This is a genomic window from Nocardioides sp. (assembly GCF_035576065.1).
In the GTDB taxonomy this organism is placed as follows: domain Bacteria; phylum Actinomycetota; class Actinomycetes; order Propionibacteriales; family Nocardioidaceae; genus Nocardioides.
Genome location: NZ_DATLWX010000006.1, coordinates 79,117 through 99,658 on the forward strand (window position 1 = coordinate 79,117; position 20,542 = coordinate 99,658).

The 20,542-nt window shown below is 68.4% G+C and carries 26 protein-coding genes and 1 tRNA gene; 9 read left to right on the forward strand and 18 right to left on the reverse strand.

Going from position 1 to position 20,542, the window contains the following annotated elements; all coding sequences use genetic code 11:
- Positions 1 to 5: 5 nt before the first annotated feature.
- The 4 genes from mshD to VNJ48_RS02045 are packed head-to-tail and all read right to left on the reverse strand — an operon-like array spanning position 6 to position 2,665.
- Positions 6 to 803, reverse strand: coding sequence for a mycothiol synthase (mshD, locus tag VNJ48_RS02030; protein WP_325598606.1), 798 nt, complete (start codon positions 801 to 803; stop codon positions 6 to 8).
- Complete coding sequence (locus VNJ48_RS02035) at positions 800 to 1,744, reverse strand: folate-binding protein (protein ID WP_325598608.1); 945 nt, start codon at positions 1,742 to 1,744, stop codon at positions 800 to 802. Before VNJ48_RS02035 ends, mshD begins: the two co-directional genes overlap by 4 nt.
- Positions 1,741 to 2,166 carry a Fur family transcriptional regulator gene (locus VNJ48_RS02040; protein ID WP_325598610.1) on the reverse strand — a complete coding sequence of 142 codons (426 nt, stop codon included), beginning with the start codon at positions 2,164 to 2,166 and terminating at the stop codon, positions 1,741 to 1,743. The genes VNJ48_RS02035 and VNJ48_RS02040 overlap by 4 nt, the downstream gene beginning before the upstream one ends.
- 4 nt (positions 2,167 to 2,170) lie before the next feature.
- Positions 2,171 to 2,665: an FABP family protein gene (locus VNJ48_RS02045; RefSeq protein ID WP_325598612.1), complete on the reverse strand. Its 495-nt coding sequence runs from the start codon at positions 2,663 to 2,665 to the stop codon at positions 2,171 to 2,173.
- 53 nt (positions 2,666 to 2,718) lie between these two features.
- Between VNJ48_RS02045 and VNJ48_RS02050 the strand changes: the two genes are divergently transcribed.
- Positions 2,719 to 3,081, forward strand: a complete 363-nt coding sequence (locus tag VNJ48_RS02050) for a DsrE family protein (protein WP_325598614.1) — start codon at positions 2,719 to 2,721, stop codon at positions 3,079 to 3,081.
- Here VNJ48_RS02050 and VNJ48_RS02055 read toward each other — a convergent pair.
- On the reverse strand, positions 3,075 to 4,115 hold the full coding sequence (locus VNJ48_RS02055) for an alpha/beta hydrolase (RefSeq protein WP_325598616.1): 1,041 nt from the start codon (positions 4,113 to 4,115) through the stop codon (positions 3,075 to 3,077). The two genes, VNJ48_RS02050 and VNJ48_RS02055, sit on opposite strands and share 7 nt — an antisense overlap.
- Positions 4,116 to 4,187: 72 nt before the next feature.
- On the opposite strand from VNJ48_RS02055, the gene VNJ48_RS02060 reads away from it, so the two are divergent.
- The 3 genes from VNJ48_RS02060 to VNJ48_RS02070 all read left to right on the forward strand — a co-directional run bounded on the left by VNJ48_RS02060 (position 4,188) and on the right by VNJ48_RS02070 (position 8,095).
- Positions 4,188 to 6,377 (forward strand): RNA degradosome polyphosphate kinase, encoded by a 2,190-nt coding sequence (locus tag VNJ48_RS02060; RefSeq protein ID WP_325598618.1) that lies wholly within the window; start codon positions 4,188 to 4,190, stop codon positions 6,375 to 6,377.
- Positions 6,378 to 6,475: 98 nt separating this feature from the next.
- On the forward strand, positions 6,476 to 7,093 hold the full coding sequence (locus VNJ48_RS02065; RefSeq protein WP_325598620.1) for a DUF47 domain-containing protein: 618 nt from the start codon (positions 6,476 to 6,478) through the stop codon (positions 7,091 to 7,093).
- A gap of 6 nt (positions 7,094 to 7,099) precedes the next feature.
- Complete coding sequence (locus VNJ48_RS02070; RefSeq protein WP_325598622.1) at positions 7,100 to 8,095, forward strand: inorganic phosphate transporter; 996 nt, start codon at positions 7,100 to 7,102, stop codon at positions 8,093 to 8,095.
- Positions 8,096 to 8,138: 43 nt separating this feature from the next.
- Here the strand turns inward: VNJ48_RS02070 and pstB are convergent, their stop codons facing one another.
- The 5 genes from pstB to VNJ48_RS02095 form a co-directional block, all read right to left on the reverse strand.
- Entirely contained in the window at positions 8,139 to 8,909 is a 771-nt protein-coding gene (pstB, locus tag VNJ48_RS02075; RefSeq protein WP_325598923.1) for a phosphate ABC transporter ATP-binding protein PstB, read from the reverse strand.
- Positions 8,910 to 9,046: 137 nt separating this feature from the next.
- Entirely contained in the window at positions 9,047 to 9,955 is a 909-nt protein-coding gene (pstA, locus tag VNJ48_RS02080) for a phosphate ABC transporter permease PstA (protein ID WP_325598624.1), read from the reverse strand.
- Between the two features lies 1 nt (position 9,956).
- Positions 9,957 to 10,898: a phosphate ABC transporter permease subunit PstC gene (gene pstC / locus VNJ48_RS02085; RefSeq protein ID WP_325598626.1), complete on the reverse strand. Its 942-nt coding sequence runs from the start codon at positions 10,896 to 10,898 to the stop codon at positions 9,957 to 9,959.
- Between the two features lie 22 nt (positions 10,899 to 10,920).
- Positions 10,921 to 11,886: a PstS family phosphate ABC transporter substrate-binding protein gene (locus VNJ48_RS02090; RefSeq protein ID WP_325598628.1), complete on the reverse strand. Its 966-nt coding sequence runs from the start codon at positions 11,884 to 11,886 to the stop codon at positions 10,921 to 10,923.
- Positions 11,887 to 12,082: 196 nt separating this feature from the next.
- On the reverse strand, positions 12,083 to 12,940 hold the full coding sequence (locus tag VNJ48_RS02095) for an NUDIX hydrolase (RefSeq protein ID WP_325598630.1): 858 nt from the start codon (positions 12,938 to 12,940) through the stop codon (positions 12,083 to 12,085).
- A gap of 45 nt (positions 12,941 to 12,985) precedes the next feature.
- Here VNJ48_RS02095 and VNJ48_RS02100 point away from each other — a divergent pair, with 45 nt between their 5' ends.
- Complete coding sequence (locus tag VNJ48_RS02100; protein ID WP_325598632.1) at positions 12,986 to 14,056, forward strand: hypothetical protein; 1,071 nt, start codon at positions 12,986 to 12,988, stop codon at positions 14,054 to 14,056.
- A gap of 41 nt (positions 14,057 to 14,097) precedes the next feature.
- Here VNJ48_RS02100 and VNJ48_RS02105 read toward each other — a convergent pair whose 3' ends face one another.
- The 7 genes from VNJ48_RS02105 to VNJ48_RS02135 all read right to left on the reverse strand — a co-directional run bounded on the left by VNJ48_RS02105 (position 14,098) and on the right by VNJ48_RS02135 (position 18,413).
- Positions 14,098 to 14,289, reverse strand: a complete 192-nt coding sequence (locus tag VNJ48_RS02105; RefSeq protein ID WP_325598634.1) for a hypothetical protein — start codon at positions 14,287 to 14,289, stop codon at positions 14,098 to 14,100.
- A 187-nt stretch (positions 14,290 to 14,476) separates the two neighbouring features.
- Positions 14,477 to 14,680 carry a transcription antiterminator/RNA stability regulator CspE gene (cspE, locus tag VNJ48_RS02110; protein ID WP_297740693.1) on the reverse strand — a complete coding sequence of 68 codons (204 nt, stop codon included), beginning with the start codon at positions 14,678 to 14,680 and terminating at the stop codon, positions 14,477 to 14,479.
- A gap of 257 nt (positions 14,681 to 14,937) precedes the next feature.
- Positions 14,938 to 16,374: a PQQ-binding-like beta-propeller repeat protein gene (locus VNJ48_RS02115; protein WP_325598638.1), complete on the reverse strand. Its 1,437-nt coding sequence runs from the start codon at positions 16,372 to 16,374 to the stop codon at positions 14,938 to 14,940.
- 84 nt (positions 16,375 to 16,458) lie between these two features.
- A tRNA-Lys gene (locus tag VNJ48_RS02120) sits at positions 16,459 to 16,531 on the reverse strand.
- A 7-nt stretch (positions 16,532 to 16,538) separates the two neighbouring features.
- Positions 16,539 to 17,582 carry a site-specific integrase gene (locus VNJ48_RS02125; protein ID WP_325598640.1) on the reverse strand — a complete coding sequence of 348 codons (1,044 nt, stop codon included), beginning with the start codon at positions 17,580 to 17,582 and terminating at the stop codon, positions 16,539 to 16,541.
- 67 nt (positions 17,583 to 17,649) lie between these two features.
- A complete protein-coding gene (locus VNJ48_RS02130; protein ID WP_325598642.1) occupies positions 17,650 to 18,087 on the reverse strand; it encodes an ImmA/IrrE family metallo-endopeptidase in 438 nt (145 codons plus the stop codon).
- The gene (locus VNJ48_RS02135) at positions 18,087 to 18,413 is read right to left on the reverse strand and encodes a helix-turn-helix domain-containing protein (RefSeq protein WP_325598644.1); all 327 of its coding nucleotides are present in this window, start codon (positions 18,411 to 18,413) and stop codon (positions 18,087 to 18,089) included. Before VNJ48_RS02135 ends, VNJ48_RS02130 begins: the two co-directional genes overlap by 1 nt.
- 94 nt (positions 18,414 to 18,507) lie before the next feature.
- Here VNJ48_RS02135 and VNJ48_RS02140 point away from each other — a divergent pair, with 94 nt between their 5' ends.
- The 3 genes from VNJ48_RS02140 to VNJ48_RS02150 are packed head-to-tail and all read left to right on the forward strand — an operon-like array spanning position 18,508 to position 19,303.
- Complete coding sequence (locus VNJ48_RS02140; RefSeq protein WP_325598646.1) at positions 18,508 to 18,741, forward strand: helix-turn-helix transcriptional regulator; 234 nt, start codon at positions 18,508 to 18,510, stop codon at positions 18,739 to 18,741.
- Positions 18,738 to 18,995, forward strand: coding sequence for a helix-turn-helix domain-containing protein (locus VNJ48_RS02145; protein ID WP_325598648.1), 258 nt, complete (start codon positions 18,738 to 18,740; stop codon positions 18,993 to 18,995). The genes VNJ48_RS02140 and VNJ48_RS02145 overlap by 4 nt, the downstream gene beginning before the upstream one ends.
- Complete coding sequence (locus VNJ48_RS02150) at positions 18,992 to 19,303, forward strand: hypothetical protein (RefSeq protein ID WP_325598649.1); 312 nt, start codon at positions 18,992 to 18,994, stop codon at positions 19,301 to 19,303. The genes VNJ48_RS02145 and VNJ48_RS02150 overlap by 4 nt, the downstream gene beginning before the upstream one ends.
- 2 nt (positions 19,304 to 19,305) lie before the next feature.
- Here VNJ48_RS02150 and VNJ48_RS02155 read toward each other — a convergent pair whose 3' ends face one another.
- On the reverse strand, positions 19,306 to 19,578 hold the full coding sequence (locus VNJ48_RS02155; RefSeq protein WP_325598651.1) for a hypothetical protein: 273 nt from the start codon (positions 19,576 to 19,578) through the stop codon (positions 19,306 to 19,308).
- 478 nt (positions 19,579 to 20,056) lie between these two features.
- Between VNJ48_RS02155 and VNJ48_RS02160 the strand changes: the two genes are divergently transcribed.
- Positions 20,057 to 20,536, forward strand: a complete 480-nt coding sequence (locus VNJ48_RS02160; RefSeq protein ID WP_325598653.1) for a hypothetical protein — start codon at positions 20,057 to 20,059, stop codon at positions 20,534 to 20,536.
- Positions 20,537 to 20,542 lie beyond the last annotated feature (6 nt).

Below are 20,542 nucleotides of genomic sequence, written 5' to 3' on the forward strand. Positions count from 1 at the left end.
CCGGCTCAGGCGTCCCGGCGATACATCACGTGCGTGTCCGCGTCTGCATGGGTGAAGCCGAGCCGGGAGTACGTCGACAGGGCGGCGTGGTTGTCCGCCTCGACGAACAACAGGACCTCCGAGACGCCGTGCTCGGCCAGGTGGTGCAGGCCGGTCAGCGTGAGTGCGCGGCCGAGCCCGCGACCCTGGGCGGCGGGGTCGATCCCGACGACGTAGACCTCCCCGAGGTCGGGCGAGTGCTGCTTGGTCCAGTGGAAGCCCAGCATCCGCGGTCCCTCCGTCGCCACGAACAACCCGGCCGGGTCGAACCACGGCTCGGCCATCCGCGCCGCCAGATCGCGCTCGTCCATCGCTGCCTGCTCGGGGTGCTCGGCGAACGCCGCAGCGTTGACGCGCAGCAGCTCCGCGGCGTCCGCGTCGGTGTAGGCGCGGATGGCGAGGTCCGGCACGGGTGCCAACGCCTCGTCAGCGGAGCGCCGCATGACCCACAGGTCGCGGACCCGCTCGAAGCCGGCCCCCGCAGCAAGCGTCGCTGCCGCGGGGTGGTCTCCGTGCGACCACGCCCGGGCCGGACCCGCGACACCCTCCAGGAGGCCGGCCCCGCGGCCCCGCCGCCGGTGGTCGGGGTGGACGACGAGGTGGAGGTCCTCGCCCCGGGTCAACGCAAACGCCTCGCGCGTGACGACCCCGCTCCAACCCTCGTCCCCGGCGCGGAGGGATCGCCACGTCGCCTCGTCGAGGGGGGCAGCGCCATCAGCCCTGGCGGCCGCGTCGGCCACCGCTTCGACCAGGTCGAGGTTCACCGTCGTGGCCGGACGTGCAGGCCCACCTCGGGATCGACGATGACCTCCTGCGCTGCCGGCATCCCGTCCACCGTCAGGGCGGCGTCCACCGGCACGTTGCGCTTGATCAGCGCCAGCCCGATCGGGCCGAGCTCGTAGTGACGGGCGGAGGTGCCGACGAAGCCGACCGCCTTCTCGCCCATGGTGATCTCCGAGCCGCGCACGGGGAGACGGTTCTCCGACCCGTCGAGGTGAAGCAGCGTCAGCCGACGCGGCGGGCGACCGAGCGTGTGCACCCGGGCGACCGTCTCCTGTCCGCGATAGCAGCCCTTGTCCAGGTGGACGGCCGGGCCGATCCAGCCGAGCTCGTTGGGGATCGAGCGGTGGTCGGTGTCGAGCCCGAGCCTCGGCTCGCCCCGTGCGATCCGCAGCGCTTCGAAGGCCCACGATCCCGCGGCCGGACCGGCAGCTTCGGCGTACGCCTCGAGACGGCTGCGTGGGACGAAGTCGTACGTCGCAGCGCGCTCGCCGCTCGACGGGCGCCATGCGACCGCCAGGTCCGGAGTCTGGAGGCCGACCTCGACCCGCATCATGAAGCGCATCCGGTCCAGGAAGTCGATCAGTGGCTGACCGGCGCCCGGCTCCGTGTGCGCTACGAAGGCGGTGCCGTCGTCGGCCCCGGCGAACGCGTGCTCGACGTGTCCTTGCGGGCTGAGCACCAGCGCCTCGGTCCAGACGCTGGGTGCGAGGCCCTCGAAGAACTGGGTCGTGAGGCTGTGCAGCCACGTCAACCGATCGGGGCCCTCGACCCGGATGACGTCGCGGTGCGAGAGGTCCACGAAGCCCTCACCCGACTCCAGCACGCGCTGCTCGCCGTTGAACGAGCCGTAGTGGGCAGCAACGGGGGCATCGATGCCGTCGCCGGCCACGGCGCCGGGGAGGTGGAGCAGGGGCGAGGTCATGGGGTGTCTCCTTGCGTGCATTCGACGCAGTGACCGAAGACCGCGAGGTGACCGAGGTCGATCTCGAAGCCGTGGTCACGGCTCAGGGTGGCGACCAGCGCGGTCGCCACCTCGGGTTCAACACTGCGGACCCGCTGACACTTCCGGCAGACGAGGTGGATGTGCTCGGGCTCACGGGTGGAGTGGTAGGTCGGTGCCCGGTCGCTCAGGTGCGCGTGGCGGACGAGCCCGAGCTCCTCGAGCACCTCGAGGGTGCGGTAGACGGTCGAGGCGTTGACGGCGCTGGCCTGCGCACGGACGTGTGCCAGCACCTCGTCCGGGGTGGCGTGGTGGAGGTCTTCGACGGCACGAAGGATCAGCTGGCGCTGGGGCGTCAGTCGGTAGCCGCTGCCGCGCAGCCGGTCGGCGAGCTCGTCGGGCACGGTGTCAGACCCGCTTCAGTCGGGCCCAGGTGTGCGGCTGCAGCTCTTGGCCCGCAGCAGCCATGTCGTAGGCATACATCAGGTCGCCCTCCACGTTGCCGTACATGCGCGACCCGGCGGTGACCTCCTTGGCGGTCTCGGTGAAGGCCACTCCGGCGGTGTGCATCTCGAGCCGGCCGCCCTCCGCTGCGCCGTACCAGACCTCGGCGAAGCCGGTGTTGTGGGCAAGGAGGAGCTCGACGTGGCCCGGCTCAGGACAGCGCAGGAACCCGGACTCCATCGCAGCGTCGCGGACGTGCTCGCCCTGCTCGTCCACGACCCAGGCCCGGGACATGTAGTGGAAGAAAGGGCGACCGTCGTGGGTGAAGATGAGCTCCTGGCCGAACTGGAAACCCTCGATCGTCGGGTAGTCGCCGTGGCCGTTGCCGCGCCACGTCCCCAGCAGCCAGGCCAGTGGCCCGCAGTTGGGGTGGAGGTTCTCGGGGATCTCGAACGGCATGCGCCGAGTCTAGGCGTCCTGGGCGTGTCCGTCGGCACGCCTAGGCTGGGGTCATGCCTCGCTCTCTCGTCGTCAAGGTCACCTGCGGCTCGGAGGATGCGGAGCGCTGCAACCAGGCCTTCACCGTGTCGGCGGCCGCCGTCGCTGCCGGCGCGGAGGTCTCGCTGTGGCTGACCGGGGAGGCCGCCTGGTTCGGCGTTCCGGGGCGCGCCGAGGAGTTCGACCTCGAGCTCGCCGCCCCGTTGGCCGACCTGCTCGGAGCCGTCGTCGGCGGCGGCCGGGTGACTGTCTGCACCCAGTGCGCGGCGCGTCGCGGGATCGCGGAGAGCGACCTGCGCGTGGGCGTCACGATCGCCGGAGCGGCAGTCTTCGCCGAGGAGGTCCTCGGGGAGGGCGTCCAGGCGCTGGTCTACTGAGCCGCCTTCGAGACTGCCAGCCCCGCGCGCAACGCCGCTGCGATCTCCCCGACGGCCGCCCGGGCGGTCCGTCCGACCCCGACCACGTTGAAGAAGCTGTGGATCATCCCCGGGAAGCGGACGTGCTCGACCGTGCACCCTGCGTCCCGCAGTCGCTCGGCATAGGCCTCCCCCTCGTCGCGCAGCGGGTCGAAGCCGGCGGTCGCGACGTAGGCAGGCGCCAGACCGAGCGGGAGCTCGGCGAAGAGCGGGCTGACCCGCGGGTCGGTCCAGAGGCCCCTGTCGGGCGCGTAGTTGTCCCGACCGCGGTCCATGAACTCCTGGGTGAGCAGGAAGCCCTCGGCGAAGGTGCGGCGGCTCGGCATGCTGGCGGTCATGTCGGTGCCGGGATAGACGAGCAGCTGGAAGGCGCACGGCCATCCCTGACGCGCCGCTTCGATGGCCACCCCCGTCGCGAGGTTGGCACCGGCGCTGTCCCCGCCGACGGCCACCCGGTCGGGGTCGATCTGCCACTCGTCCGCCCGCTCGATGATCTCCGCGTAGGCACTCACACAGTCGTCGTACGCCGCCGGGAACGGCGCCTCCGGTGCGAGCCGGTAGTCCACGGCGATCACCCGCACGCCTGCGCGCTCGGCGAGGAACCGGCACACGGCGTCGTGGGAGTCGAGGTCGCCGTACACCCAGGCACCGCCGTGGAAGAAGACCAGCAGCGCGCTGGCCGTCCCAACACCGGTCGGCTCGTAGAACCTGGCCGGGCGCCCCGCGACGCTCACGTCGTGGACCGCGCCGATGGGCTGGCGACCGCCGACGATGGCTGACTGCTTGACGAGTGCGAGCCGCCCCTCGGGGATGGGCAGGGTCTCGACACCGGGCTCACGAGCCACCTTCTGGAGCCGGAGGAGGAGCTGGGTCTCGGTCGCGAGCCGCTGACCCTCGACCACCACGGGGCGACCAGCAAGTAGCCGTTGGATTCGCTCGGGCAGCGCGAGCGCGCTGGCGACGGTCAGGGTCTCGAGGCGATCCACGATGCTCACCTGCAGCAGGCTAGTGGCCTCCGAGGCCACGAACGTCGTCTCCCGTTCACGATCCGGTGACAGACTGGCTCCATGCCCGACGCGTCCGCTGCCAGCACCACCCTCCCCAGCACCCTCGGGTCCTCCGTGGAGGACGGTCCCACCGCGGAGCCGTTCGCACACCCCAGCGACACCTTCGACGTCGAGCCGCCCTACGTCCCCGACGCTGCAGAGATCGCCGCCGTCGAGAAGTTCGAGGACCGGTTCCTCGACCGAGAGCTGTCCTGGCTGCACTTCAACCAGCGGGTGCTGGAGCTGGCCGAGGACCACTCGTTGCCGCTGCTCGAGCGCGCGCGGTTCCTGGCGATCTTCGCCAGCAACCTCGACGAGTTCTTCATGGTCCGCGTGGCGGGCATCAAGCGCCGGATCGCAGCAGGCGTCGCCGTACGCGCCGCCAGCGGGCTGCTCCCGCGCCAACAGCTCGAACAGCTCTGGGCCGACAGTCGTGACCTCATGGAACGCCACGCCCGGGTCTTCAGCGACCAGGTGATCCCGGAGCTGCGTGACCAGGGCATCGAGATCGTGCGGTGGGCCGAGCTGGACCGCGACGAGCAGAAGGTCTGCAAGAAGCTCTTCAAGGAGCGGATCTTCCCGGTCCTCACCCCGCTCGCCGTCGACCCCGCCCACCCCTTCCCCTACATCTCCGGGCTCTCCCTCAACCTCGCCGTCGTGGTGCGTCACCCCAAGACCAAGACCCAGCACTTCGCCCGGGTCAAGGTGCCGCCGATCTTCAGCCGGTTCGTGGCGGTCGGCAACCAGCGCTTCGTGCCGCTGGAGGACGTCATCAGCGAGCACCTCAGGAAGCTGTTCCCGGGCATGGAGGTGCTCCAGGCCCACACCTTCCGCGTGACCCGCAACGAAGACCTCGAGGTCGAGGAGGACGACGCCGAAAACCTGCTCAAGGCACTTGAGAAGGAGCTGCTGCGGCGCAAGTTCGGGCCGCCCGTGCGGCTCGAGGTCGAGGACTCGATCGACCAGAAGATGCTCGACCTGCTGATCTCTGAGCTCGGCGTCAACCGCCAGGAGGTCTCGCGGCTGCCGGGTCCGCTCGACCTCCGCGGCCTGCACTCCATCGCCGACCTGCCGCGCGACGACCTGAAGTTCCCCACTTTCGTGCCCACCACCCACGCCCACCTGGCCGAGGTCGAGACGTCGAAGCCGGTCGATGTCTTCGAGTCCGTACGCCGCAACGACGTGCTGCTGCACCACCCCTACGACTCATTTGCCACGTCGGTCCAGCGGTTCCTCGAGCAGGCAGCGGCCGACCCGCACGTGCTGGCGATCAAGCAGACCCTCTACCGCACCTCGGGTGACAGCCCGATCATCGACGCCCTCATCGACGCAGCCGAGGCTGGCAAGCAGGTGCTGGTGATCGTCGAGATCAAGGCACGCTTCGACGAGCAGGCCAACATCCGGTGGGCTCGCAAGCTCGAGCACGCGGGCTGTCACGTGGTCTACGGCCTGGTCGGACTCAAGACCCACTGCAAGCTCTCATTGGTCGTCCGTGACGAGCCGGACGGCATCCGCCGCTACACCCACATCGGGACGGGCAACTACAACCCCAAGACTGCGCGCCTCTACGAGGACCTCGGGCTCCTCACGGCCGACCCGGCCGTGGGCGAGGACGTCGCACACCTGTTCAACAACCTCTCAGGCATCAGTCGCAACACGACGTACGACGGCCTGCTGGTTGCCCCCGACAGCGTCCGCGACGGGCTGATCGGCCAGATCCATGCCGAGGTCGCCAACCACCAGGCCGGACGGTCCTCGGGGATCCGGATCAAGGCCAACTCGATCGTCGACGAGGCGATCATCGACGCGCTCTACCTCGCCTCCCAGGCAGGTGTGCCCGTCGACCTCCTCATCCGGGGCATCTGTGCGCTCCGGCCGGGCGTCCCGGGGCTCTCCGAGACCATCCAGGTGCGCTCCATCCTCGGCAGGTTCCTCGAGCACAGCCGCGTCTTCTGGTTCGTCAACGACGGCGAGCCACTGGCCTGGATCGGGTCCGCCGACATGATGCACCGCAACCTGGACCGTCGGGTGGAGGTGCTCGTGCGTCTGCCCGAAGGGCCCAATGTCGAGGCCATCGGCGAGCTCCTCGACCTCGCCTTCGAGCCCACCACCAGCGCCTGGACCCTCGACAACACCGGTGCGTGGCGTCTCAACGACGGTGATGTGCACCTGCAGGAGAGGCTGATCGAGCAGCAGCGCAGACGTCGCTGAGCCAGCCTCCGGTCAGCCGGGTTCCGCTGGGTTGCGGGCTCGGGGCGCCGACCCCCTAGCATGTGCATCGTTCACGTCCCCCTCGTTCGGAGTTCGCCGTGCGTTTGAAGTTCCGGCCCGTCGACGCGTCTTTCTACGACCTGTTCAGCGAGTCCGCCTCGCACCTGGTCGTCGGCGCCCAGCTCCTCGCCGAGATGCTCGGCGACGGCAACGACCGCGAGGGGATCGCCTCCCGCATGCGTGACGCCGAGCATGCCGCCGACGAGACCACCCATGCGATCGTCAAGCGCGTCAACAGCACCTTCGTGACGCCGTTCGACCGCGAGGACATCTACGCCCTGGCGTCCGCACTCGACGACGTCATGGATGAGATGGACGAGGCCGTCGACCTCGTCCTGCTCTACGGCGTGACCACGCTGCCTGCCGAGACCTCCGAGCAGGTCGAGGTGCTCCAGCGCTGCGCCGAGCTCACCGCCGAGGCCATGCCGAGCCTGACGACCATGAGCGACCTCGACGAATACTGGATCGAGATCAACCGGCTCGAGAACGCCGGTGACCGTAGCTACAGGCGCATCCTGGCCCACCTCTTCAACGGCGAGTACGAAGCCATGGAGGTCATCAAGCTCAAGGACATCGTAGGAGCTCTCGAAAGCGCCATCGACGCCTTCGAGAGGGTCGCGAACATCCTGGAGCAGATCGCCGTCAAGGAGTCCTGACCTCCGATGGAACTCGCGATCATCATCGCGGTCGTCGTCGTTGCCCTGGTGTTCGACTACACCAACGGATTCCACGACGCGGCCAACGCCATCGCCACCTCGGTCTCCACCGGCGCCCTGACACCCAGGATCGCCCTGGCCATGGCCGCGGTGATGAACTTCGTCGGTGCCTTCCTCGGTCAGAAGGTCGCCCAGACGGTCTCCGACACCATCGATCCCGGCACCGGCACTCCTGGCCTGGTGATCGTGATGGCAGGTCTCGTCGGCGCGATCACCTGGAACATGATCACCTGGTACTACGGCCTGCCGTCCTCCTCCTCGCACGCGCTCATAGGTGGGCTGGTCGGCGCCGCTCTCGCCGCGGGCGCGACCGCCAACTGGAGCGTCGTCCTGGAGAAGGTCGTCATCCCGATGCTCCTCTCGCCGCTGGTGGCCTTCAGCCTGGGCTTCGGGGTGATGATCGCCATCATGTGGATCTTCCGCAACGCGCACCCGGCCAAGGCCAACCGGGGCTTCAAGGTCGCGCAAACCATCTCCGCCGGCGCGATGGCGCTTGGCCACGGCCTCCAGGACGCCCAGAAGACCATGGGCGTGATCTTCCTGGCGCTGCTGACGGGTGGAATCGTCACTGAGTCGGACCCCCTCCCCCTGTGGGTCATCCTCGCGGCAGCCACGGCGATCTCCCTGGGCACATGGTCCGGCGGGTGGCGCATCATGCGGACCCTGGGCCGTCGCATCATCGCCCTCGACCCGCCCCGCGGCTTTGCCGCCGAGTCAGTGGCCGCGTCTGTGCTCTACACGACGGCCTACGTCTTCGAGGCACCCATCTCCACCACGCACACCATCACCTCCGCGGTCATGGGCGTCGGCGCCACGAAGCGCCTCTCCGCCGTGCGGTGGGGCGTGGCGAGGTCGATCCTGACCGCCTGGGTGCTGACCTTCCCCGCTGCCGGCCTCGCGGCCGCGCTGACGTACTGGTTCATCGCCCTGTTCCTGCCCTGACCCCCCAGCACCCCGTGTTGCCGGGAGGTCAGGCGCTGAGGGATCAGCCGAAGCGACCGGAGATGTAGTCCTCGGTCCGCTTGTCGGAGGGGTTGGAGAAGATCTTCGTGGTGAGGTCGAACTCGACCAGGAGTCCCGTGCGGTTGCCCGTGGTCTCGTCCGGGCGGGCGGTGAAGAAGGCCGTCCGGTCGGACACGCGAGCCGCCTGCTGCATGTTGTGCGTGACCACGATGATCGTGTAGTCGTCGCGCAGCGTCATCATCAGGTCCTCGACCCGGGCCGTGGCGATCGGGTCGAGGGCCGAGCACGGCTCGTCCATCAAGATGACGTCCGGCTTGGTCGCGATGGTGCGCGCGATGCAGAGCCGCTGCTGCTGGCCGCCCGAGAGCCCGTACGCCGACTGCTTGAGCTTGTCCTTGACCTCGTCCCACAAGGCTGCGCCGCGCAGGGCCTCCTCGACCAGGTCGTCCATGTTGTCGACCTTCATGCCGGTGACCCGAGGGCCGTAGGCGATGTTGTCGTAGATCGACTTCGGGAACGGGTTCGGCTTCTGGAACACCATGCCGATGTGGGTGCGCACCGCGATGGGGTCGATGCCCTTCGCATAGATGTCCTGGTCGTGGTAGACCACGCTGCCCTCGACCCGGGCACCCGCCACCAGGTCGTTCATCCGGTTCAGGCACCTGAGCACCGTGGACTTGCCACAGCCCGACGGGCCGATCATCGCGGTGATCTCGTTGCGTCCGTAGGCGAGGTTGACGTCGTGCACGGCGTGGAAGTCGCCGTAGAAGACGTTGAGGTCGCGCGCCTCCATCACCGGGCTCTGCGGGAAGGCAGGCAACTGGCGGTTGTCGGCACCGTGGACCTCGGCGAAGGAACCCATGCGGGCATTCTGGTCCGTGCCGCTGGTTGTCGCAGTGGCGGGGGGGTTGGCCATGTCGTCAGTCTCTCTCACCAGGATCGCTGGAACTTGTTGCGGATGAAGATGGCCAGGCCGTTGAGACCGAGGACCATGACCAGCAGGACGATGATGGCCGCCGACGCGGCCTCTCGGTACGCTTCTTGCGAGTTGGAGCTGAGCCCGTAGATCTGGATCGGCAGCGCGGTGATGGCACTCATCAGTCCCTCGGGATCGAAGCGGACCGAGGAGTAGAGGCCGAGCATCACGAGTGGCGCAGCCTCGCCGATCGCACGCGACAGCCCGAGGATCGTGCCCGTGGCGATGCCAGGCACGGCCGAGGGCAGCACCTGCCGCCAGGTCGTCTGCCACGTCGTGGCACCGAGGGCGTACGAGCCCTGCCGGATCTCCTCCGGCACGGCACGCACTGCCTCGCGGGTGGTGATGATGATCACGGGCAGGATGAGCAGGGCGAGCGCGATCGCGCCACCCAGCATGACGCCACGCGTGTTGATCCCGACGATGGCGAGCACGGCGACGGCCAGGAGGCCGTAGACGATCGCGGGCACCGCGGCGAGGTTCTGCAGGTTGACCTCGATGAAGCGGTTGTACCACTTCTGGGAGTCCGCGAACTCTTCGAGATAGACGGCCGCGGCGATGCCGAGAGGCACCGCCATCAGGGCGGTGAACATCATCAACCAGATGGTGCCGAGGATGCCCGCTCGGAACCCGGTCCGCTCCGGGACGAGCGTCGAGTCGTACCTCGTGAGGAGGTTGGCATCGAACCGCCCGGCCCCGTCGATGGCGGTGTCGGTGATCAGCACGACGAGCACCATGACGCCGAAGAACAGGGAGAACCACAAGGCGCCGAGGAAGACCATCGAGGCCGGGTTGCGGTCGCGACTCCGGCCCGCGCTCGCGATCTGCACGGTCTCGCGGGCAGTGGTGGCGGCGATGCTCATGTCAGTAGGCCTGCCTGTAGCGACGAACCAGGGCGATGCTGATCATGTTGATGACCAGGGTGATCACGAAGAGCGTCAGCCCGACTGCGAACAGCATGTTGTAGGACGTGGAGCCGACGGGGTTCTCGCCTCCCGCGGTGGTGGCCATGAAGCCGGTCATCGTCTGCATGCCCTCCCGCGGGTCGATCGAGAGGTTGCGCTGCGACCCCGCAGCGAGGGTCACGATCATCGTCTCGCCAACCGCTCGGGAGAGCCCCAGCACGACGGCGGCTGCGACGCCCGAGAGTGCGGCGGGCAGAACGACGCGCAGGGTGGTCTGCATGCGGTTGGCGCCCATGGCGAGGGACCCCTGTCGCAACGCTTGGGGAACGGCGCTGAAGGCGTCCTCCGCGAGCGAGGCGACCGTCGGGATGATCATCACCCCGAGCACCAGGCCCGCGGCCAGCGCGTTGGTGAAGCCCACCTCGAGGCTGAGGATGTCCTGCAACAGTTGCGGCGTCACGAACACCACGGCGAAGAAGCCGTAGACGACGGACGGGACACCGGCCAGCAGCTCGACGGTGGGCTTGAGGATCTTGCGAGCCCGCTTGGAGGCGTACTCCGAGAGGTACATCGCCGCGCCCAGCCCGAGAGGGACGGCCACCAGCAGTGCGATGACGGTGACCACGAGAGTGGCGGCGATCAGCGGCCCGACCGCGAAGGTCTCCGTCTCGTCGAAGGTGAAGAAGTCGCCGAGGGGGATCTCACCGAAGAACTCGAGGACCGGCTGGATCAACGCGATGATGATGCCGAAGGTGATCAGGACCGAGAGCATCGCGGAGCCGAACAGGGCGGACTTGATGGCCGACTCCGCCGGACGCGAACGCTTCCCGAGGTTGAGGGAAGCACCGGGCAGGCCCGCCCCGAGGGACGGGCCTGCGCCGTTGCTGATGTTGGTGCTCATGCGAGGAAGGTACCCCTGGCGATCAGGAGGACAGGCCTTCGAGGGCCGACTGGGTCTCGCCGTAGAGCTCTTCGCTCAGCGGGATGAACTTTGCCGCATCGGCGATCGTCTCGAGGTTCTCGATGTAGTAGTCGACGTACTCCTTGGTGGCAGCGTTGTCGGCATAGGACGAGTTGCTCACGTAGATGAACAGCGGACGGGCCAGAGGCGTGTAGTCGCCGGCCTGGGCGGTCTCCGCGGACGGCTCGACACAACCGCTGCCGGAGTCGATCTGCAGCGCCTTGAGCGTGTCCTGGTTCTCTTCGTAGTAGGTGTAGCCGAAGAACCCGACAGCACCTTCGGTGCCGCCGACGCCCTGGACGAGGACGTTGTCGTCCTCCGAGGACTCGACGTCGGTGCGCAGTACCTCGGACTCGTCGGCGACGACGTCGGCCGCCATGTAGTCGTAGGTGCCCGAGTCGGTGCCGGGGAAGAAGAAGGAGATCTCCTGGTCCGGGAAGCTCGGGTCGATCTCGTTCCAGTTGGTAGCCGTGGCCTTCGGACCCATCAGGTCGACGAGCTGGTCGGTCGTGAGGCAGTCGACGTCGAGGTCGGGGTGGACGGCGACGGTGAGCGCATCGGTGGCGACCTGGAGCTCGGTGTACTCGACCCCGCCCTCCTCGCACGCAGCGACCTCGTCCTCCTCGATCGGGCGGGACGCGTCGGAGATGTCAGTCTGCCCCGCGCAGAAGACCTCGAACCCGCCGCCGGTGCCGGCAGCACCCACGTTGACGCGGACGTCGGGGTTCTCCTCGGACAGGAGCTCGGCGGCAGCCTTGGACATGGGCTCGACCGTGGACGACCCGTCGACGGCGACGGTGCCGCTGGCGCCGGATCCACCATCGGATCCACCATCGGAGCCGGCGTCTCCGCCGCCACAGGCGGCGAGGGCGAGGACCAGGACGGCTGCGCCCGGGATGAGGGCCAAGCGGTGGGAAGTGCGGTTCACTTCGAGACTCCTGAATATGTCTGTTGTGTTGCTGACGCCGTGAACGTAGACACGGCAAGTGACGTCCCGAGTCGGCCTTGATGAACGCGGGGTGAACTGAATCGGGCTGGTCGGCGTCGTTCACCGGTGCCGGAGACGTACGTCACATGAACACCCTCGGGACCTATGGCGCCCGGACGTGTCGGAGCGGTAGGAATCAGGGGCTTATGCGCTCCGTCGCCACGACCGTGCCCTTGCGATGGTGCACCACGAGCATCTCGGCGGGCTCGAGCCCGGGATTGGTCCGGGCCATCCCCTCGACGAGTATGGGGATGACCGTTCGGTGGGCGCACACCACGGAACTCACGTCGCTGCTGAGCAACGACTCCATGAGGCGCTCGATCGCGACGGGGTCGAGCCCCTCCTCGCTCAGCTCGTCGTAGGAGCGCAGCGGTCGGCCCGTGGCATGGACGTACGGCGTCACGGTGGCCACGCACCGCACGCTGGAGGAGGAATGGATGTCGGCGACGTCGAACGCCGCCAGGATCGGCACCAGGCGCTCTGCCTCAGCCTGACCGACGTCGAGGAGCGGGCGACGACGGTCGTCCAGGTGCCAGGACCGCCGAGGCAGCGCATGACCGTGTCGCAGCACGACCAGCGCGCGCGTGCTGCGGCGCAGTGGACGAGCCTGCGACAGGGTCTCCCGGTCGTAGTCGTAGGTCAGGCGCCGCACTGCCTCGGACCACGGCACCCAGGCGACGTCGTCGATCTCGTCGTTGACGAGGTAGCCGGACACGTCGTCGTCCCCGAGGGCGCGGGCGACCCAGTAGTCGACGCGCTTCATCCGACCCTGGCCGATGCCGTAGCGCTGGCAGGCAAGCGGCGGTCCGAGTCTGATCTCGAGCCCGGTCTCCTCGGCCACCTCACGGACGGCCGCCGTCGTGGGGTGCTCGTCCGGGTCGAGCTTGCCCTTGGGGAAGGACCAGTCGTCGTAGCGGGGACGGTGCACGAGCAGCACCTCGTCCCCCTTGCGGGTCACGACGGCTCCAGCAGCGCGGACGTCCGGGCCAGGCATGGGCGTTAGTCTCACACCACCAACCGCGCCGTGAGGAGTCCCCCCGTGCTTCGTCGTCTCCCCCGGGGTCTCGTCGTCGCGCTGGCCGCCTGCCTCGCCCTGGCGGTCGTGGTCGCCACGGTCGCCACCGTGAGGTGGTGGCGCGAGGGGCAACGCCCCGACCTGGCCCGCGCCGTATCACTCGCCCCGGCGTCCACCGAACGGCTGTCGTGGACCGACTGGCGCGCCGTACGCCGTGAGGTGGGGACTGACTTCGGCACCCGCCCCAGCCCCGAGGAGGTCACGGAGTTCCTCGACGAGGCCTTCAGCCGAGACCTGTCGACGTCCTCAGCGCTGGTCGAGTCGAGTCCCACCCTGCAGGCGGAGTTCGGGTTCTCCCCCGCCACGATCGACTGGGAGCTGTTCGCCCAAGGCACCGAGGGGGCCGTGGAGATCCTCGGGTTCCCCGACGACACGGACTTCGACGCGATCGGCGAGAGGCTCGAGTCCTTGGGTTTCACCCGCGACGGCGAGGATGACGTCTGGGCCGGCGGCGCGGACGTGCTTGCGCGCGTCGGGCCCCAGCTGACCCCGGAGCTGCAGTTCTTCGCCCTGCTGCCTGACCTGGGTGTCGTACTCACCTCGGACACCCTCGCCTACCTCGACGACGCAGTGGCGGCGGCGACCGGCGATGCCGACCACCTGACGTCGGTCTCGGAGGTCGTGGCCGACCTGACAGCGCCCCTCACTGCGGCGGTGTTCACCGGTGCCTACGCGTGCGAGAACCTCGCGATGGCGACCGCTGACGAGAGGGATCAGGCCCAGGCCGACGAGCTCATCCGGAGCGCCGGGGAGGTGCACCCGCTCAACGGTTTCGCGATGGCTGCCCACCCCGACGGTCACATCAGCGTGACCATGGGCTTCGAGTCCGACGACGTGGCGCGGACCAACGCGGACACCCGGGCCACCCTGGCCAGCGGCCCTGCTGTCGGACAGTACGGCGACTTCGCCGACCGGTTCAGCGTGGACTCTGTGTCCGCCGAGGGGCGGCTCGTGCGCATGCGCCTGGACCCGGTCAAGGGCCAGTACGTCCTCTCGGACCTCACCAGCGGCCCCTTGCTCTTCGCCACCTGCTGAGCGCCGGCGTCACGACAGACGCGTCAACCGCTCGACGTCGATCACTGCTCGCGCGGTCGCGGCAGGGGCGGCTCGTCGTCCGGGGTCGTGGGGGTGACACCGAGCAGTCGGTCGATCTCGTCCTGGTCGAGGTGCTCGTCAGACTCGCTCGCAGCGATGATCAGGGTGGTGGTGAGCTCCACCTCGCCGAGCAGGTCGTCATCCTCGAGGGTCACGTCGAACTGGTCGTGCATGGGCACACCTCCAGTCCGGTTGACGTCAAGGACATACCTTGCCCGTTTGTACGCCGTTGAAACACCTTTGGGCTCCCATTTTGCCCGAAGCGGTCAAAAGATGAGCCGAACGGCAACGAGGCCCCACCCAGATGGGTGGGGCCTCGGCCTTGAAGTCGAGACAGGTGCTGTCCGGCTTCGGGTGAAATCAGATGGCGTGAACGTTCTCCGCCTGGGGACCCTTGGGACCCTGGGTGACGTCGAACTCAACCTTCTGGTTCTCGTCCAGCGACTTGTAGCCGTTGGACTGGATGGCGCTGTAGTGCACGAACACGTCGTCGCCGCCGTCCTCCTGCGCAATGAAGCCGAAACCCTTCTCGGCGTTGAACCACTTCACGGTGCCTTGTGCCATTGCTGTGTTACTCCTGTTATCGGGCGAAAGATCATCACTTCGACGATCCCGCATCAAGTGCGGTGACACGTCGCTCCGACTCACGGACTGGCAGGCCCGAAGAAGAAACGCCGTTGGATCACAAACTCCGCTGGCGTACCTGCTGGAACTTGCACCTGTTGCACGACACACACTAGCAACTACTCGACCGATCGAGGTCTTCTTGGGCCACCCAATTGGGTGAGACGGCCGAAACAGCGCTCCTGCGGGCTCACAAGTCACCGGTAGAGCGACAACGTCGAACCGTCGATGAGGAGGAACGACTCATCGCTCGGCACCACGTACGTCGGCCCCTCTTCGGGCTCGACGTCGATGACCCAGAGCGGGTCGTCAGCGCCGTACGGGACGTAGCCCAGGGTGTCGCCCGTCATGTCATAGACGCCGGACAGCGTCGCGGAGGTGTTGCCGATGGGGACGGTCCCCACCTCCTCGAAGGCTTCGTCGTAGATCTGCCCCGAGCCCAACGCCACGAAGTGGGGTTCGCCGTCGAGCTCGATCGCAACAGGGCTGAAGAACGGGTCCTTGGTGAGCTCCAGCGTCGCCACTTCGCCGTCCCGGTCGTAGACGGTGGTCTCCTGGGGGCCGTCTGCGCCCTGCAACGAGGACGGATAGGTGAACGCGAAACCCGGCTCGATGCTGCCCACGCCGTTGTTGTAGCCGGGGTCGTCACGCCACAGCTCGTCGCCGGTCACGGGGTCGATCGCCACCACCTCGCCCTCGGGGCCGGTTGCTGCGATGAAGTCGTCCAGAGCTGCCACGGTGCCGGTCCCCAGCGAGGAGTCCGCCAGCTCCGCGTCCGAGACCCATACCTCGTCGCCCTCGAGGTCCCAGGCATGGAGGTCTCCGTCCTTGAACCCGTACACCCCATCCTCCGAGAGGTCTCCGAACCCGTCGATGCTCACCGACCAGATCTCCGAACCGTCCTCGGTGTCGATCCGGCGGAACTCCTCCTGACCGACCACGACAGTCGCATCTCCGAGCCTCGTCACCCACTCCCCCGGGACCGCCCACCGCTTCTGGCCGGTCTCAGCGTCCAGGGCGGTGATCGTCCGCTCCTCCGATGCCGAGCTCAGGACGTGGACGACGTTCGCCGGCTCGTCGTTCACCGCATACCCCGCATCTGGGACGTCCCGGCGCCACCGTTCCCCACCGTCCTCGTCGAGCGCCACGATCACGCCGTCAGTGAGCACCACGAGTGCGCCCTGGTCCATCGCAGAGACCGTGTTGAACGGCTCGTCCGCATCCCAGGTCCACGCCAGGTCCGGCTCCTCGATGACGGCCGCCCGCAGCGCGAAGGGATCGTTGACGGACTCGCCGTCGCGCGTCATCCACAGTCCGCCAGCGAGGGCGACGGCGCCTACCGCCGCGGCCGCGGCCGCGATGATCGCCGTACGCCGGCGCTTGCCGTCCCACCGACGGGGCTCCGCTTCCCGCTCTTCGGTTGCGGGGCCCCTCTCCATCCTCTCGGCCGCATCAGTGTCCGCCGAGGGCGCGGGGTGGGGCGAGAGGGCGGGGACCGGCCGCAGCACCGGCGGTGAGTCCGGGACCTCGACCTCCAGGCCCGTCAACGGTCTGGCGCAGATGAAGCACTGCTCCGACGTACGGCGGTTGCGTGACCCGCAATGCCCACACGCCACGAGCGGCTGGTCATCCATGCGGGCATTGTGCCCGGATGCCGCGCTCGTAGGAGCCGCGGGCGCTCGATCACAGTGCGCTGCGTACGTGCAGGTGAAGGACGGTAGGCCCTGTCGGGCTCGAACCGACGACCAGCGGATTAAAAGTCCGACGCTCTACCAACTGAGCTAAGGGCCCTTCAGGCTCAAAGTGACGACTCCGACCCACCTTCGTGGGGCAAACGTGGGGCAGCCAGCGCGAGCCGGACCGCTTCACTAGGCGAATCCGCAAGGTGCGCGTACTTCGCCGTCGTCACTGTTGAGATGTGCCCGAGCAGCCTACCGACCTCCGCGATCGGGATCCCACGCTGGAGTAGCCAAGAGGCATAGGTGTGCCGCAGGTCATGGATCCGGACGTGCCCCACATCCGCGTCCAGGACGGCTCGGCGCCACCCAGGCGCCCAGTTCGAGTTCCTCAGCGGCCGGCCGCTCGGCGTCGTGAAGACCAGGCCGGAGCGACAGATCCCGGTCGTGTGGTCGACGCCGCAGCTCTGCCCCTTGCCTGCCCCACGCTGGTGCTCGACGAGCGCCACCACCAGGTCATCGGTCAACGGCACCGTCCGGGCACGCTTGCCCTTCGGGTACGGCTTGACCGTCCCCGTCGTCTGGTCGTACACCTCGACGACCGACAGCGAGCCGCGGCCGAGATCCACTCGCGACCAGTGCAGGCCGGCCATCTCGCTCCATCGCAGCCCGGTGCTCACCAGGAGATCGGCCACCAGCTGGTCGGCCGTGGTCGATAGCTCGGCGCGGATGGCGAAGTACTCCTCGTGCGTGAGGAACCGCTCCTGCTCCTGCGCACCCTTCGGCAGCCGGATCCGCGAGGCGGGGTTCGACTCGAGCACCTCCGCGTCGATCGCAGCGTTCAGCGACGCCGAGAACAGGTGCACGATCCGCTGCACCGTGCTCGGGCTGATCCCGGTCGCTCGAAGCTGGACCGCCCAGGCCTTCACGTCGTGACGGGTGATCGACCCGATCGGCACGTCCGCCCAGCGAGGGTCGAGATACGTGCGCCGGCGCTGCTTGTCCGTGCGGCCGGTGCTCGACTCGACCTGGCGGGCGGTCTCCCACTCGTCGGCCCACTCCCCCCACGGCCGCTTGAAGGCCTCCGGGTCACGCCACAGCAGCGAGCGGGCGTCGACCTCCTTCGCGCCAGCCTCACGCTCGGCCTTGGCCTTGTGCGTGAACACCCCTGCGCTCCGCCGCTTGCCCGCACCGTCACGGTAGACACCCCGGTACCGACCTGAGGGCAACCGCTCAGACCACGCCATGGCCATCCTCGAGGCGCCCGCGCAGGTAGCCCCGCTCACTCGGGTGCAGGTCGTCGAGGCGAACGGCGAGGAGCCGATCCGAGACACGCAGCTCGACAGCCGTCGCGGAATGGTGGCGAGCGTGCAGCATCATCGCGTCACCAAGGTCGCGCACGTCGATCAGCAGTCGGGCTGCCAGCCGGTCAGCGCGCTGCTCCTGACGGAGGTTTGTCCGATCGCAGTGGGTCACCTCGTCGCCCGCCGCGGCGTGCTGCAGCTCGTGGGCCAGGACGGCACGAGCCTGCCGTCGAGGCATTCGAGCGTCCAGCCGAATCGTGCGCTCGTGGTGGAGGTACTCCCCCATGCGGCCGACCAAGTGACCCCATTCCAGCGACAGGTCCGCGCGCAGCGCGAGTTCGCCCCACGGGCTATAGGTGTTGTGCATCAGATGCTGTTCTCCCCCGCGCCTTCGATCTCTGTCTCCGTGCTGGCGACTGCGCCGAGACTAGGTGCGTCCTCCGACACCATGAGCTCGAAGGCACGGTCGAAGATGAAGTCAGGCCGCACGTCGAACGTGTTTGCGAGAGCAGCGATGTCAGCAACATTGAACGGGACCGAACCGCTCAACCGTGCATTCAGGTAGGTATGGGTCATCGATGCTGCGAGCGCTAGCTGTCGAGCGCTACGGAAGCGCTTCTCCCATCGCAGGTTCTCGACCGCTTCAGCGACTGCGGCCGAGAATCGCTCAGCGTCGAGGGGCGGGGTGTCCATGCCGTGCAGCCTCTCATGGTTCCAATTGGAACGTCTATAGGTGATTTGACCTATTTGCTTGACACTGGAACGCAGGCGTTCCAGACTGCACGACATGACACCAACTGAGTACGCCACGGCCATCGGATCTGAGGTCCGCGCCGAGCTCGCTCGCCAGCGCAAGACCCAAGCTGACCTGGCCGCGGCCCTCTCGTTGACGCCCGCAACCATCGGACGACGTCTCGACGGCACGTCCCCATTCAACGTGGTCGAGCTGGCGAAGACCGCGAACTGGCTCGGGGTTCCTGTCGCGAATCTGCGACCCGCTACCCCTGCGGTGTCGGCATGAGTCAACGCCTGCGGTTCAACACCGCTCAGGCCGCCGAGCACGCTATCTGCCACCCCCAGACGGTGCTCAAAGCCGCCGCTGCCGGCGTGCTCCACGGCAGCCAGAAGGTGGCCGGCGGTCGCTGGACCTTCCGCCTGGAGTGCATCGAGGCGTGGCTCGACGGTCAGACGTGCGAGCACTCGGCTGCTGCACCTGCACCCGCCGAGCCTGTGTCGCTGTCCGAGCGTCGTGCCCGGTCAGGGGCCTCGGCATGACGACCGGGCGGCCGACCAGCGTCGAGGTCACGTTCGATGCGTCGGGACTGTTCGGCACGGCTGACTTCTGGGGCGAGCGTCCCAAGGCTGTCAAGGTTCAATGGCGCGCTGGGGTCGTCGCGGACGGACACCTCGCCGTTTCGGTCACGGCGTACACCAGCACCCATCGGAACCATTCCTGGTACGACCCACGCCACTTCGTGGCTGACGGGCTCGACCAGTCCCCACCGCCCGCCTGGGTGCCGGAGGCTCCGGAGTGGTTCTGGGCTGCGGCCGAGGGCATGGACCAGTCAGAGGCCTCGGCATGAGGTCACTGGCCGCGGGCCTTCTCAAGTTTCTCCGGGCGCTCAGCAAGCGGTTGGAGGGCAAGCCCGGTGAGGGCAGTGGCTTTGCCGACGGTAGCGATGGTTTGGCCGAGCTCTTCGAACTGCTTGATCAGGAGCTCCGCGAAGTCAAAGTAGCGGCCGGACAGCTCCTTCAGAGCGCCCATGCAACTGCTGCACGTGCAGGTGCTTTCGTCGAGCCGGTACTCGAACGACCGGCGTGCTGCCGCGATCTCAGTGGCGATCTTCTCGGGGTCCACAAGGACTCCTCCAGTTCTTCGGTGAGTGAGTACTCCGAAGGTACGGCGCGTCGGGAGTCCCCCACTCCCGGCGCGTCGGTCAGCGAGGCGCCCGCATGAGCGCCACACAGTCCCCGGTGCGTGACCTCGACTCCCGCGCACCGGCCCGGAGGTCCCAGCACGCCGGTGGGGAAGCCGGCCCGTCCACCCGCGGACGTGTCACTGCTGGGACCTCCACCCCGACGCTGAACGACGGCTTCCCTTCCGTCGTCGTCCAGCCGACTCGTCCTCACGCCGCACACACCCCCATCGCGTGCCGAACATCGCGCGACACCCCGCGGCAGGGCGAGTCGAAGCCGGTGCGGCCGCGGTCCGGAACCCGCGGCCACACCGGCCCATAGCGCGCCGGCTGGGCATCCGGCCGGGTTCTCCCCCGTGCCCACACAACTGCCCACCCCCACCTCTTCCTGATTCGCCTCACCATTCCAAGGAGCCCCCCTTGAACCCCGAAACTCACCCCAACCTGACCGGCAACACGTACCGCATCGTCGAGTCACCGCCGCGTGCCAGCCACGCCGCCGTCGGCCAAGTCGCCAGCGTCGGACGAAGCCCCGCGAGCGTGCACGTGATCCTCACCGCCGACGCGGCCCGCGTGCTCGCCAAGGCACTAGGACTCGCCGCGATCGCCGCGGAACGTCAGCCTCTCCGCGGGTTCGACCCGCAGCTCTGGTCCGGCATCGCACTCGACCTCGAGGCCTCCAGCGAGCTCGGCGACCTGGACGCATCGACCGGCCCTGACGACGTCGCCTTCGCGCCGCTCCTGAGGCTCCCGGACCGCGCCGACCACCCCCGCCCGGGCCGGCACCGCGGTGACGCACCCGACCCGGACGCCAACGGGTGGAGCCAGTCGTTCATGGAGTACCAGCCCACCCACAGCCACCCGTACAGCGAGGCCGCAGAGCTCGAGGGCGACCGATGACGGGCG

Excerpts from the sequence above, each read along its gene's own strand:
- VNJ48_RS02035 (WP_325598608.1), bottom strand. The coding sequence starts at position 1,744 with ATGACCTCGCCCCTGCTCCACCTCCCCGGCGCCGTGGCCGGCGACGGC.
- VNJ48_RS02045 (WP_325598612.1), bottom strand. The coding sequence starts at position 2,665 with ATGCCGTTCGAGATCCCCGAGAACCTCCACCCCAACTGCGGGCCACTG.
- VNJ48_RS02050 (WP_325598614.1), top strand. The coding sequence starts at position 2,719 with ATGCCTCGCTCTCTCGTCGTCAAGGTCACCTGCGGCTCGGAGGATGCG.
- VNJ48_RS02060 (WP_325598618.1), top strand. The coding sequence starts at position 4,188 with ATGCCCGACGCGTCCGCTGCCAGCACCACCCTCCCCAGCACCCTCGGG.
- VNJ48_RS02070 (WP_325598622.1), top strand. The coding sequence starts at position 7,100 with ATGGAACTCGCGATCATCATCGCGGTCGTCGTCGTTGCCCTGGTGTTC.
- pstB (WP_325598923.1), bottom strand. The coding sequence starts at position 8,909 with ATGGAGGCGCGCGACCTCAACGTCTTCTACGGCGACTTCCACGCCGTG.
- pstA (WP_325598624.1), bottom strand. The coding sequence starts at position 9,955 with ATGAGCATCGCCGCCACCACTGCCCGCGAGACCGTGCAGATCGCGAGC.
- pstC (WP_325598626.1), bottom strand. The coding sequence starts at position 10,898 with ATGAGCACCAACATCAGCAACGGCGCAGGCCCGTCCCTCGGGGCGGGC.
- VNJ48_RS02095 (WP_325598630.1), bottom strand. The coding sequence starts at position 12,940 with ATGCCTGGCCCGGACGTCCGCGCTGCTGGAGCCGTCGTGACCCGCAAG.
- VNJ48_RS02105 (WP_325598634.1), bottom strand. The coding sequence starts at position 14,289 with ATGCACGACCAGTTCGACGTGACCCTCGAGGATGACGACCTGCTCGGC.
- cspE (WP_297740693.1), bottom strand. The coding sequence starts at position 14,680 with ATGGCACAAGGCACCGTGAAGTGGTTCAACGCCGAGAAGGGTTTCGGC.
- VNJ48_RS02115 (WP_325598638.1), bottom strand. The coding sequence starts at position 16,374 with ATGGATGACCAGCCGCTCGTGGCGTGTGGGCATTGCGGGTCACGCAAC.
- VNJ48_RS02130 (WP_325598642.1), bottom strand. The coding sequence starts at position 18,087 with ATGCACAACACCTATAGCCCGTGGGGCGAACTCGCGCTGCGCGCGGAC.
- VNJ48_RS02135 (WP_325598644.1), bottom strand. The coding sequence starts at position 18,413 with ATGGACACCCCGCCCCTCGACGCTGAGCGATTCTCGGCCGCAGTCGCT.
- VNJ48_RS02140 (WP_325598646.1), top strand. The coding sequence starts at position 18,508 with ATGACACCAACTGAGTACGCCACGGCCATCGGATCTGAGGTCCGCGCC.
- VNJ48_RS02145 (WP_325598648.1), top strand. The coding sequence starts at position 18,738 with ATGAGTCAACGCCTGCGGTTCAACACCGCTCAGGCCGCCGAGCACGCT.
- VNJ48_RS02150 (WP_325598649.1), top strand. The coding sequence starts at position 18,992 with ATGACGACCGGGCGGCCGACCAGCGTCGAGGTCACGTTCGATGCGTCG.